General features: G+C 67.5%; 12 protein-coding genes. 8 read left to right on the forward strand and 4 right to left on the reverse strand.

Going from position 1 to position 12100, the window contains the following annotated elements:
* Positions 1-2: 2 nt before the first annotated feature.
* Positions 3-1916 carry a selenocysteine-specific translation elongation factor gene (selB, locus tag RND78_RS03635; RefSeq protein WP_312726155.1) on the reverse strand — a complete coding sequence of 638 codons (1914 nt, stop codon included), beginning with the start codon at positions 1914-1916 and terminating at the stop codon, positions 3-5.
* An 89-nt stretch (positions 1917-2005) separates the two neighbouring features.
* The gene (locus RND78_RS03640) at positions 2006-2893 is read right to left on the reverse strand and encodes a LysR substrate-binding domain-containing protein (RefSeq protein ID WP_312726156.1); all 888 of its coding nucleotides are present in this window, start codon (positions 2891-2893) and stop codon (positions 2006-2008) included.
* 111 nt (positions 2894-3004) lie between these two features.
* On the opposite strand from RND78_RS03640, the gene RND78_RS03645 reads away from it, so the two are divergent.
* Positions 3005-3991, forward strand: coding sequence for an aldo/keto reductase (locus tag RND78_RS03645; protein WP_312726158.1), 987 nt, complete (start codon positions 3005-3007; stop codon positions 3989-3991).
* A 47-nt stretch (positions 3992-4038) separates the two neighbouring features.
* Here the strand turns inward: RND78_RS03645 and RND78_RS03650 are convergent, their stop codons facing one another.
* A complete protein-coding gene (locus tag RND78_RS03650; RefSeq protein WP_295463443.1) occupies positions 4039-4356 on the reverse strand; it encodes a DUF2288 domain-containing protein in 318 nt (105 codons plus the stop codon).
* A gap of 213 nt (positions 4357-4569) precedes the next feature.
* Between RND78_RS03650 and RND78_RS03655 the strand changes: the two genes are divergently transcribed.
* The 5 genes from RND78_RS03655 (at position 4570) to RND78_RS03675 (ending at position 9459) form a co-directional block, all read left to right on the forward strand.
* Positions 4570-5691 (forward strand): branched-chain amino acid ABC transporter substrate-binding protein, encoded by a 1122-nt coding sequence (locus RND78_RS03655; RefSeq protein WP_312726161.1) that lies wholly within the window; start codon positions 4570-4572, stop codon positions 5689-5691.
* Positions 5692-5805: 114 nt separating this feature from the next.
* A complete protein-coding gene (gene livH / locus RND78_RS03660; RefSeq protein ID WP_059226430.1) occupies positions 5806-6729 on the forward strand; it encodes a high-affinity branched-chain amino acid ABC transporter permease LivH in 924 nt (307 codons plus the stop codon).
* Entirely contained in the window at positions 6726-7982 is a 1257-nt protein-coding gene (locus RND78_RS03665; RefSeq protein ID WP_312726163.1) for a high-affinity branched-chain amino acid ABC transporter permease LivM, read from the forward strand. Before livH ends, RND78_RS03665 begins: the two co-directional genes overlap by 4 nt.
* A complete protein-coding gene (livG, locus tag RND78_RS03670) occupies positions 7979-8746 on the forward strand; it encodes a high-affinity branched-chain amino acid ABC transporter ATP-binding protein LivG (RefSeq protein ID WP_312726164.1) in 768 nt (255 codons plus the stop codon). Before RND78_RS03665 ends, livG begins: the two co-directional genes overlap by 4 nt.
* 11 nt (positions 8747-8757) lie before the next feature.
* Entirely contained in the window at positions 8758-9459 is a 702-nt protein-coding gene (locus RND78_RS03675; protein WP_312726165.1) for an ABC transporter ATP-binding protein, read from the forward strand.
* Between the two features lie 192 nt (positions 9460-9651).
* Here the strand turns inward: RND78_RS03675 and RND78_RS03680 are convergent, their stop codons facing one another.
* Positions 9652-10563: a LysR family transcriptional regulator gene (locus RND78_RS03680; protein ID WP_312726166.1), complete on the reverse strand. Its 912-nt coding sequence runs from the start codon at positions 10561-10563 to the stop codon at positions 9652-9654.
* Positions 10564-10662: 99 nt separating this feature from the next.
* Here RND78_RS03680 and RND78_RS03685 point away from each other — a divergent pair, with 99 nt between their 5' ends.
* Positions 10663-11262, forward strand: coding sequence for a short chain dehydrogenase (locus tag RND78_RS03685; RefSeq protein WP_312726167.1), 600 nt, complete (start codon positions 10663-10665; stop codon positions 11260-11262).
* Between the two features lie 59 nt (positions 11263-11321).
* The gene (locus tag RND78_RS03690; RefSeq protein ID WP_312726169.1) at positions 11322-12002 is read left to right on the forward strand and encodes a hypothetical protein; all 681 of its coding nucleotides are present in this window, start codon (positions 11322-11324) and stop codon (positions 12000-12002) included.
* The last annotated feature ends 98 nt before the right edge of the window (positions 12003-12100 follow it).

Raw genomic sequence — 12100 nt, forward strand, 5'->3', positions numbered from 1 at the left:
CGCTAGTCCTCGGCGGCGCGGGCCCAGGCGCTGTCCGGGCGGACCCGGCGTCCGTCGCCGTAGCGTCGGGTGAAGCCGATGCGATCCAGGCAGTCGAGGATCTGGATACTGCGCTTGCGACCGATGCCCAGGGCATCGCGGAAGGCCGCGGCGCGAATGATCCCCGCTTCGCGCTCTAGGCGCAATGCCTCACCAGCCGCGGCTTCCAGGCTCGCCTGGGGATAGAAGAGATCCTTGACCACCTGGGTCAGTTCCCCCAACCGCGCCAGCTTGCGCAGCAGCAGCCGCACCTCGGCCTCGGGCTGGCCGAGGGCCTTGGCGAGATCCCGGGTCCAGGGCGGATCGAAGCGTTCGACCGTAAGCAACGGCCAGAGCCGGGTCTTGAGCCTTTCCTCGGCCTCGGTGAGACGCACCTGGTGGTCGGGCAGGTGCAGCCAGGGACCGCTGCTCTGCAGGCGCCCCTCCGCCAGGGCCGTCTCCAGCAAGGCCAGATAGACCGGCCGCTCCAGGTCCGGCGCGGCGATCCGGCGCAGACGATCACGGTCGGGGCCCAGCTCGTCGGGCTGTTCCTGGTGGAAAGTCGCCAGCGCCGTGCTCAGGCGTTCGAGGGCGGCCCGCCAGAGGGGCGTGGCGAACAGCCGGGGACCGACCCGGGTGTCGATTCTCAGGGTATCCGCCGGCAACTGCCAGTCGTCTTCGGGTCGATTGAACTGGCGCGCCAGCAGGCGCGGATCGAGGCCACCCTCGGCCTGGGCCAACAGTTCGGGCAGGGCTTGTTCCAGGCCGCCGCGGGAGAGCGCCTGGAGTTGCGCCAGGCGTTGTGGCGTGCGGCGATGGCGCGCCGGGGCGAAGGGATCGAGCAGTCGCGCGCCGCCCAGGGTGCGCTGGGCGGACTGGTCGCGCAGTACCAGGTGATCGCCATGCACGCCGTGCAGCGGCGCATTGAGCACCAGCTGGGCCAGGGCCGTGGCACCCGGGGCGAGGCTGTCGCCTGCCAGCAGGGCCACCCGGCCAGTGAGGTCCTGGGCGCCGAGGTGGACGTGCACCGGCGTCCAGTGCGCCAGGTGGCGCGTCTCGCCGGGCAGCAGGCGCAGCTCCACATCGATGCGGGTAGTAGGGGCATGCAGCACCTCGGCTACCAGCCAGTCACCCCGGGCGAGGCTGTCGGTGCTCAGGCGCTCGCCCGCCAGATTGAGGGAGACGCGCTGCCCGGCACGCGCCTGTTCGGCCGCGCGATTCTGGGCATGCAGCCCCCGCACCCGCAGGCGTTGGCCGCGCGGCGTGAGGATGAGTTCGTCGCCTACCGCCACCTGACCGGCGAAGGCGGTGCCGGTGACCACCACCCCGGCCCCGGCGACGCTGAACACCCGGTCCACCGCCAGGCGAAAACCGCCACGGGCATTGCGCGCGCGCGCCTTCCCCAAGGCGGCGAGCAAGGCCGCGCGCAGGGCCGGAATGCCTTCGCCGCTGGGGCTGGCGACCGGATAGAGCGAGGCCCCGGCGAAGGGGCCGGCGGCGAGCAGCGCGGTGACGTCCTCGTGCACCTCGGCCAGCCGTTCGGCGCTCACCCGGTCGGCCTTGGTCAGGGCTACCAGCGCCCGCGGGATGCCGAGCAGTTCGAGGATCGCCAGGTGCTCGCGGGTCTGGGGCATGACGCCGTCGTCGGCGGCCACCACCAGCAGGGCCAGGTCCAGGCCGCTGGCGCCGGCCAGCATGTTGTGCACGAAACGCTCGTGGCCGGGCACATCGATGAAGCCGGTGAGCTGGCCGTCGCCCAGGTCGGCATAGACGTAGCCCAGGTCAATGGTGATGCCGCGGGCCTGCTCTTCGCGACGACGGTCACCGGCGACCCCGGTGAGGGCCTGGATCAGCGCGGTCTTGCCATGATCGATGTGACCGGCGGTACCGATGATCATGGGCAGGGTACCGGGCGGGAAAACAGGAACGTCATGGCGGCTCCAGGCGGCAGGCAGGGCCCCAGGGTAGCGGCGCCCGGCGGTGACGCCTAGCCGTTGCGCTCGCGCAGAAAGGCCACGAAGGCCCGCAGGGGCGCCGGCGGCTGGCGGCGATCCGCATAGTAGAGCCGCGGACCGGGAAAGGGGGTGGACCATTCCGCCAGGACCTCCACCAGCCGTCCATCGGCCAGGGGTTCGCGCAGATAGTCGGCGAAGGAACAGATCAGGCCGACACCCTCGAGCGCAGCCTGCAGCTCCAGATCCAGCGCCGAAGCCAGCAGGCGACCGCCCGGGTGAATGTTGATCACCTCGCTGCCGCGCTCGAAGCTCCATTGCGCCACCAGACCGCTGGCGAAGCGATGGCCGATGCAGGAATGCCGAACCAGGTCACCCGGATGGGTCGGTACGCCGTGGCGCGCCAGGTAGTCGGGGGTGGCGGCCACGGCGAATCTCTGGGTGGCAGGGCCCAGCAGCACGCTGACCATGTCGCCTTCCAGATGCTCGTCGTAGCGCACGCCGGCGTCGAAACCCGCGGCGAGCACATCGATCAGCCGGTCGTCGGCCACCACTTCCAGGCGGATGCCAGGATGGCGGGCGAGGAAGGGGCCGATCAGCGGCGGCAGGAGCACGCGGGCGACGATGGTGGGCACGTTGAGCCTCAGGTTGCCGACCGGACTCTCGCCCTCGGCGTTGATGGCGTCCAGCGCCCCCTGCACCTCGCGAAGCGCCGGGGTCAGGCGCTCCAGCAGCCGCTGGCCGGCATCGGTGGGCGTCACGCTGCGGGTGGTACGGTGCAGCAGGCGGACGTCCAGTTCACGCTCCAGCCGGCGCACGGCGTCGCTCAGGGAAGAGGCCGCCACTCCGCGGGCATAGGCCGCGCCACGAAAACTGCGGGCCTCGGCCACGGCAGCGAAGGCCGCCAGGTCGTCCAGATTCATCGCGCCACCTATCGTACGAAAAGGCGAACAGGCTGTTGTGTCGAGGTCGGATTATCGCACGCTGCATCCACGGCTAGAGTGAGGTCTCGTTCACTTCAGGAGGAATTCCTCATGCAACAGCGTCGTCTGGGCCGCCAGGGCCCGCAGGTATCGACCCTCGGTCTGGGCTGCATGGGCATGTCCGACCTCTATGGTCCCGCCGATCGCGGCGAGGCCATCGCCACCGTCCACGCCGCCCTTGAGCAGGGCGTCACCCTGTTCGACACCGGCGACTTCTATGGCATGGGCCACAACGAGTTGCTACTGGGCGAAGCCCTGCGCGGCCGCCGCGACCAGGCACTGATCAGTGTCAAGTTCGGCGCCCTGCGCGGGCCGGGTGGCGAGTGGCTGGGCTACGACACCCGCCCGGCAGCGATCAAGAACTTCGTCGCCTACAGCCTCAAGCGCCTCGGCGTGGACCACATCGATATCTATCGCCCGGCCCGGCTGGATCGCCAGGTGCCCATCGAAGACACCATGGGCGCTCTTGCCGAGCTGGTGCAGGCCGGCTACGTGCGCCACGTCGGCCTGTCGGAAGTGGGCGCCGACACCCTGAAGCGCGCGGCCGCGGTGCATCCGGTGTGCGACCTGCAAATCGAGTACTCGCTGGTCTCGCGCGGCATCGAAGCCGAGATCCTGCCGACCTGTCGCGACCTGGGCATCGGCATCACCGCCTATGGCGTGCTGTCCCGCGGCCTGCTCAGCGGTCACTGGCGCCAGCCCGCCGGCGACAGCGACTTCCGCGGCCACAGCCCGCGCTTCCAGCCGGGTAACGTCGAGCACAACCTGGCGCTGGTGGCGGAGCTGCGCCGCTTCGCCGAAGCCAGGGGCACCACGCCCGCCCGGCTGGCGATAGCCTGGGTCGCCGCCCAGGGCGAGGATATCGTGCCCCTGGTCGGCGCCCGTCGGCGCGACCAGCTCGCCGAATCCCTCGGCGCACGGGAGGTGACCCTCAGCGCCGCGGACCGCGCCGAACTGGAACGGCTGCTGCCACCAGGCGCGATGGTCGGAGACCGCTACGGCGAGCACCAGTTGCGCGACCTCGACAGCGAGCGCTGATCGCCGCCCATCATTCGCCCGCCCGCCTCTTGCGGGCGGGCGTCTTGCTAGTCCGCCGCGCGCTCGGCCGGACGCTCCTGCATCAGCACCCAGGGCGCCACCACCACCGCCCACAGCGCCACCTCGGGCGCCTCCAGCCGGCGCAGGGCCCGGGCCTCGTCGACCTTGGCCAGTTGCCCGGCTTGCAGCCAGGCCCCGACGCGGGCGGCATCGTCCTGGGTCACGGCGATGGCCGCCTCGATCAGGTCCAGCTCCGGCGCCACCTCCAGCAGCACGCCCCGTGCAAAATGCGGTTGCAATTCTTCCCAGCCAATGGCGGCGGTCTGCCCGAGCAGGGTGGCGTAGAGCGTGGCGTGATCGGTCATGGTGCGGGTCTCGCGAAAAGGGCGGATTCTACCGGCCCCCTCCCCGCTTGCCGAGCGCCCGGACACGCGGCATCCATGGCCGACGAGTTGTCATGGCCAGCTTTCCAAGAGGAACGGACGGTGATTAAACTGCGCAGCGCGTCATAACGAACAAAATCGGCACACTTTCGCGTCCAACTGCCTCATTAAAAAAGCATTCCGAGTGGAGCACTCATGAAAAAGGCAACTCTGCGTTTCTCCCGCCTGGTCGCGGCCCTGGCCCTCGCCGGCATGGCCAGCCACACCCTGGCAGCCGACACCCTGAAGATCGGCCTGGCCGGCCCCAAGACCGGTCCGGTCGCCCAGTACGGTGACATGGAGTTCATCGGTGCCCAGATGGCCATCGAGCAGATCAACAAGGCCGGTGGCGTCAAGGGCAAGCAACTCGAAGGCGTGGTCTACGACGACGCCTGCGATCCCAAGCAGGCCGTGGCGGTTGCCAACAAGATCGTCAACGATGGCGTCAAGTTCGTCGTCGGTCACCTCTGCTCCAGCTCCACCCAGCCCGCCTCCGACATCTACGAGGACGAAGGCATCCTGATGGTGACCCCGGCGGCCACCAGCCCCGACATCACCAACCGTGGCTACAAGCTGATCTTCCGCACCATCGGCCTGGACAACATGCAGGGCCCGACCGCCGGCAAGTTCATCGTCGAGCACGTCAAGCCGAAGATCGTCGCCGTCATCCACGACAAGCAGCAGTACGGTGAAGGCATCGCCACCGCGGTCAAGCAGACCCTGGACAAGGCGGGCGTCAAGGTCGCCGTGTTCGAAGGCATCAACTCCGGCGACAAGGACTTCTCCTCGCTGATCGCCAAGCTCAAGCAGGCCAACGTGGACTTCGTCTACTACGGCGGCTACCACCCCGAGCTGGGCCTGATCCTGCGTCAGTCCGCCGAGAAGGGCCTGACCGCCAAGTTCATGGGTCCGGAAGGTGTGGGCAACAGCTCCATTTCCGCCATCGCCGGCAAGGCCTCCGAAGGCCTGCTGGTCACCCTGCCGCGCTCCTTCGACCAGGATCCCAAGAACCAGGCCCTGGTGCAGGCGTTCAAGGACAAGAAGCAGGATCCGAGCGGTCCCTTCGTGTTCCCCTCCTACGCCGCCGTGCAGGTCATCGCCGAAGGCATCGAGAAGGCCGGCGACGAGAAGCCCGAGGACGTGGCCAAGGCGTTGCGCAGCAACACCTTCAACACCCCCACCGGCGAACTGGCGTTCGACGAGAAGGGCGACCTGAAGAACTTCGAGTTCGTCGTCTACGAATGGCACGCCGACGGCACCAAGACCGAAGCCAAGTAAGCCCTACCTGTGACACCGAAGCCCACCGCCAACGGCGGTGGGCTTCGTTTATCCGCCTCCATCCGAGGCCTGGGACCCGCACCAGAAGTGCTCATCGGTCCCCTGGAGACACCCATGCCCGAGTTCTACCACTACCTGCAACAGCTGGTGAACGGCCTCACGGTCGGCAGCACCTATGCCCTGATCGCCATCGGCTACACCATGGTCTACGGCATCATCGGCATGATCAACTTCGCCCACGGCGAGGTGTACATGATCGGCTCCTACGTGGCCTTCATCGCCATCGCCGGTCTCGCCATGCTGGGCATCCACAGCCTGCCCATCGTCATGCTCGCCGCCTTCGCCGCTAGCATCGTCATCGCGAGCGCCTATGGCTACAGCATCGAACGCATCGCCTATCGCCCCCTGCGCGGCGGTAACCGGCTGATCCCGCTGATCTCGGCGATCGGCATGTCGATCTTCCTGCAGAACTGGGTGCTGCTGGCCCAGGATTCCAAGGACAAGTCGATCCCCAACCTGCTGCCCGGTAATTTCATCATCGGCACCGACGCCATGAACGGCGTGGTGATCTCCTACGTGCAGGTGCTCATCTTCATCGTCACCCTGCTCACCATGCTCGGCCTGACCTGGTTCATCTCCCGCTCCCGCCTGGGCCGCGCCTGCCGCGCCTGCGCCGAGGACATCAAGATGGCCAACCTGCTGGGCATCAACACCAACGGCATCATCGCCCTGACCTTCGTCATCGGCGCCACCCTGGCTGCCGTGGCCGCGGTGCTGCTGGGCATCCAGTACGGCGTGATCAACCCGAGCCTGGGCTTCCTGGCCGGGATCAAGGCCTTCACCGCGGCGGTACTCGGCGGCATCGGCAGCATTCCCGGCGCCATGCTCGGCGGCCTGGTGCTGGGCGTGGCCGAGGCCTTCGGCGCCGACGTCTTCGGCGACCAGTACAAGGACGTGGTGGCCTTCAGCCTGCTGGTGCTGGTGCTGCTGTTCCGCCCCACCGGCATCCTCGGTCGCCCGGAGGTGGAAAAGGTATGACTGCCCGTCTGCGAACCGCCTTCTTCAGCGCCTTGCTGGTGCTGGCCGTCGCCTATCCCATCCTCGGCCTCAAGCTGGAAACCGTCGGCGTCAACCTCGAGGTGCACGGCGCCACGCCTCGTACCCTCTGGACCGTGGCCCTGGCCGCGGTGCTGATGTTCGTCTGGCAGCTGGTACGTGACCCGCTCACCGCCGGCTGGCGCCGCAGTGGCGGCATCCAGCTGCCGCAGACCGGCCTGGGCACCAAGCTCACCGAACCCAAGACCCAGCGCTGGGTGATCCTCGCCCTGGTCCTGGTCGCCCTGGTCTGGCCGTTCTTCGGCTCACGTGGCGCGGTGGACATCGCTACCCTGATCCTCATCTACGTGATGCTCGGCCTCGGCCTGAACATCGTGGTGGGCCTGGCCGGCCTGCTGGATCTGGGCTATGTCGGCTTCTACGCCGTCGGCGCCTACACCTACGCCATGCTCTCCCACTACTACGGTTTCGGTTTCTGGGTATGCCTGCCCATCGCCGGCGGCATGGCGGCGCTGTTCGGCTTCCTGCTCGGCTTCCCGGTGCTGCGGCTGCGCGGCGACTACCTGGCCATCGTCACCCTGGGCTTCGGCGAGATCATCCGCATCCTCCTGCGCAACCTCACCGAATGGACCGGTGGTCCCAACGGCATCAGCGGCATCGAGAAGCCGACCCTGTTCGGCCTGACCTTCGAACGCCGCGCGCCGGAAGGCATGACGCCCTTCCACGAGTATTTCGGCATCCCCTACAACTCGGAATACAAGGTGGTCTTCCTCTACCTGATCGCCTTGCTGCTGGTGCTGTTGACCCTGTTCGTGATCAACCGCCTGCTGCGCATGCCCATCGGCCGCGCCTGGGAAGCCCTGCGCGAAGACGAGATCGCCTGCCGCGCCCTGGGCCTGAACCCGACGCTGATCAAGCTCTCGGCCTTCACCCTGGGCGCCTGCTTCGCCGGGTTCGCCGGTAGCTTCTTCGCTGCCCGCCAGGGCCTGGTCTCGCCGGAATCCTTCACCTTCATCGAATCGGCCATCATCCTGGCCATCGTGGTGCTGGGCGGCATGGGTTCCCAGCTCGGCGTGATCCTCGCGGCCATCGTGATGATCCTCTTGCCGGAGCTGATGCGCGAGTTCAGCGAATACCGCATGTTGATGTTCGGCCTGCTGATGGTCGTGATGATGATCTGGCGTCCGCAAGGCCTGCTCCCGATGCAACGCCCGCACCTGGAGTTGCGCAAATGAGCCAAGCCCTTCTCGACGTCACCGGCCTGTCCATGAGGTTCGGCGGCCTGCTGGCCGTCAACGGCGTCAACATCCGCGTGGAACAGGGCCAGGTGGTCTCCCTGATCGGTCCCAACGGCGCCGGCAAGACCACGGTATTCAACTGCCTGACCGGCTTCTACCGCCCCACCGGCGGTGAGATCCTGCTGAACGGCGAGGCCATCCAGGGCCTGCCGGGACACAGGATCGCCCGCAAGGGAGTGGTGCGCACCTTCCAGAACGTCCGCCTGTTCAAGGAAATGACCGCGGTGGAAAACCTGCTGGTCGCCCAGCACCGCCACCTCAACACCGGCTTCCTGGCCGGCCTGTTCAAGACCCCGGCCTTTCGCAAGAGCGAGGCCGAGGCCATGGAATACGCGCGCTTCTGGCTGGAGCAGGTCAACCTCAGCGAGTTCGCCAACCGTAACGCCGGCAACCTCGCCTACGGCCAGCAGCGGCGCCTGGAAATCGCCCGCTGCATGATGACCCGTCCGCAGATCCTCATGCTCGACGAGCCGGCCGCCGGCCTCAACCCGCGCGAGACCGAGGACCTCAAGGCGCTCATCGCCCTGCTGCGTGCCGAGCATGGCGTAACGGTGCTCTTGATCGAGCACGACATGCACCTGGTGATGAGCATTTCCGACCACATCGTGGTGATCAACCAGGGCACCCCCCTGGCCGACGGGACGCCGGAGCAGATCCGCAACAATCCCGACGTGATCAAGGCCTACCTGGGCGAATCCTGATGGAGACCTCCATGCTGCAGTTCGACAACGTCTCCACCTTCTACGGCAAGATCCAGGCCCTGCATGGCGTCAGCGTGCAGGTGAACCGGGGCGAGATCGTCACCCTGATCGGCGCCAACGGCGCTGGCAAGTCCACCCTACTGATGACCCTCTGTGGCTCCCCCCGCGCCCACAGCGGCAGCATCCGCTACGAAGGCGAGGAACTGGTCGGCCAGGAAACCGCGCAGATCATGCGCAAGGGCATCGCCGTGGTGCCGGAAGGCCGCCGGGTGTTCGCCCGCCTGACCGTGGAAGAGAACCTGGCCATGGGTGGCTTCTTCACCGAGAAGAACGCCTACGAGCGCCAGCTGGACAAGGTCCTCGGCCTCTTCCCGCGGCTCAAGGAGCGCTATGCGCAGCGCGCCGGCACCATGTCCGGCGGCGAGCAGCAGATGCTCGCCATCGGCCGGGCGATGATGAGCGAGCCGCGCCTGCTGCTGCTCGACGAACCGTCGCTGGGCCTGGCGCCCATCATCATCCAGCAGATCTTCGAGATCATCGAACAGCTGCGCCAGGATGGGGTGACGGTGTTCCTGGTCGAGCAGAACGCCAACCAGGCGCTCAAGCTGGCCGACCGCGGCTACGTGCTGGAGAACGGGCGGATCGTCATGCAGGACAGCGGCGCCGAGCTGCTGGCCAACCCGGACGTACGCAAGGCGTATCTGGGCGGTTGAGTCTTTGGTTCCAATCGCGGCCATGGCGGTTCGCCGATGCGACCGCTCCTACAGTGGCACAACCTGTAGGAGCGGCCCATGGCCGCGATCTTCCTGACTACCCCAACGCCTCCGGCTACGCTCGGACCAGCGACGTAGCGTGGAAAACGGCGCAGCCTTTTCCACTGGGGACTTCGTGGCAAAGGGCGCCCTCTACCCCAACGCCTCCAGCCGCTGCCGACTGCGCTCGAACCAATCGCTCAGCGCCTCCGCCACCACCCGTGTGCGCCTGGGCAATCCGCTCTGGTAGGGATGCACCAGGAACAGCGGCTGGCTGGGCGTGCGCCATTCCTTGAGCAACCAGACCAGCGCCCCGTTGGCCAATTCCTCGTGGACCATGAAGGATGGCAGCCGGGCGATGCCCTGCCCCGCCAGGGCCGCCTGCTTGAGCAGGCTGTAGTGGTTGCAGGCCAGGCTGGGCGCCACCCGGACACGACTGAGTCGATGCTCCCGGTGATAGAGCCAGACATCGCCCTCGACATAGTGGTTGTTCACCAGGCAGTGGTGCTCGAGCAGCGCCTCGGGACGGTCCGGTGAAGGGCGATCCTGCAGATACCCAGGCGCGGCGCAGGTCACCTCCTGCATGGCGAATAGCGGGCGGGCCACCAGGCGCTCGTCCGGCTCTACCCGCGCGCGGATGGCCAGGTCGAAGCCCTCCGCCACCAGGTCGCGATAACCGTTGTCCAGCACCAGGTCCAGCTGGATGGCGGGGTGGGCGGCACGACAGGCCAGCAGCACCTCGAAGAAGGTATAGCCGAGGGACACCGGTACGGTCAGGCGGACCTGCCCAGCCGCCTCCTCGCGCAGCCGGGCTACGCTCTGCAGCGCCCGTTCGCGTTGCCGTACCAGGGCCTGGGCTTCGGGCAACAGGGCCCGGCCAGCCGTGGTGGGATCGAGCCGGCGGGTGGTGCGGTGCAACAGGGTGGTTTCCAGGCGCGACTCCAGCGCCCGGATGCGCTTCGACAACTGACCCTTGCTGCACCCGAGTCGCTCGGCCGCGCGGGTGAAACTACCGCTCTCGCACAGGATGGCGAAGGCGGCGAGATCGGCGAAGTCGTCCTGCATCGTTTCCTCCTGGAAACACTGGATTGCCAATTAGATAATTTATCAGATCAATGCCGCCTTCTAGGCTGGAGGCTCCCTTCCTTTCACGGAGTCATCGTCATGAAAATCGTCCTCGTTGGAGCCAGTGGCACTCTGGGCAGCGCCATCGCCACTCGTCTCGGCCGTCGGCACGACCTCATCCGGGTCGGTCGCCAATCCGGTGATCTGCAGGTGGACATCACCCAGCCGAACGCCATCCGTGCCCTCTTCGCCAAGATCGGCCGTTTCGACGCCCTGGTCAGCGCCGTGGGCTCGGTGACCTTCGCCCCCTTCGTAGAGATGACCCCCGAGGCCTATCAGACCGGCCTGCAGGACAAGCTCATGGGCCAGGTCAACCTGGTGCTGCTGGGCCAGGCCCAGGCCGCCGACGGGGCATCCTTCACGCTCACCAGTGGCATCGTCAGCGAACATCCCATCCGCCAGGGCAGCTCGGCGGCCATGGTCAATGCGGCACTGGAGGGCTTCGTCCGCGGTGCCGCCATCGAACTGCCACGCGGCCAGCGCTTGAACGTGGTCAGCCCCACCGTGGTGGAGGAGTCGGTGGAACACTACGGCGACTTCTTCCTCGGCTTCGAGGCCATCCCCGTCGATGCCGCGGCGCGCGCCTACGAACGCAGTGTCGAAGGCGCCGAAACCGGCAAGACGTATCGCGTCTGGTAAGTCCTTGAGCTCGCGGCGCTGTCTGAGTAACGTGTGCCCACCTCAGTCGGAGTCCTGCGATGTCAGCGCCGCGTTCCATCCTTCCCCTCGCCCTGCTCGGCCTACTCGGCGGCTGCAGTCTGTTCCAGAGCGACGACACGCCCCGCGCGCCGGGTGGCGAGCGTCTGCAAGGCGATCTGCGCTGGAGCGGCGATCAGTTGCTGTTCCGTCCCTGTCGCGAACAGCGCTTCTTCGACGTCACCGACGCCAACAACACCGCCATCCTGCGCGATGCCCACGAGCTGGCGGCCGATAGTGGCGCCGCCTCGCTGTTCGCCGACCTGCGCGGCCAGCTGAAGTCCGGGGGCCGCGACGGCGCCCAGGGCATCTTCGCCGTCACCGATGTCTACCGCGTGCAATACACCGGCCCCGGCTGCAGCGATCCCAACTTCAAGCGTACGGCGATGAGCGCCGGCGGCCATGGCCCGGACTGGAGCGTCCAGGTCAGCAACCAGGGCATGCTGGTCAGCACCGGCGGCGAACAGCGGCGCGCCCTGCCTTACCTGCAGGAAGAGCTGCCTGGCGGCATGCGGGCGCTGTCCACCGAGGCCAATGGCGAAAAGGTCGAACTGTGGATCAGTCCGCGCCGCTGCGTGGATGGCCGTACCGGCACCGTGCAGTCGCTGCAGGCCGAACTGCGCATCAACGGCGAGACCTGGCAAGGCTGCGCCTTCTACGGAGGCGCGGGCAATCCCGGCTAGCCGGCGGCTTTTCGCGCCAATAGCGCGATCCCCTTGGCATCTCCCTCTTTACGTTCAGCGGCGCGAGCGCCGGCGGGCTAGTCTGGCCGCGCCGTGGC

The organism is Pseudomonas oryzihabitans, from assembly GCF_032027545.1.
In the GTDB taxonomy this organism is placed as follows: domain Bacteria; phylum Pseudomonadota; class Gammaproteobacteria; order Pseudomonadales; family Pseudomonadaceae; genus Chryseomonas; species Chryseomonas oryzihabitans_F.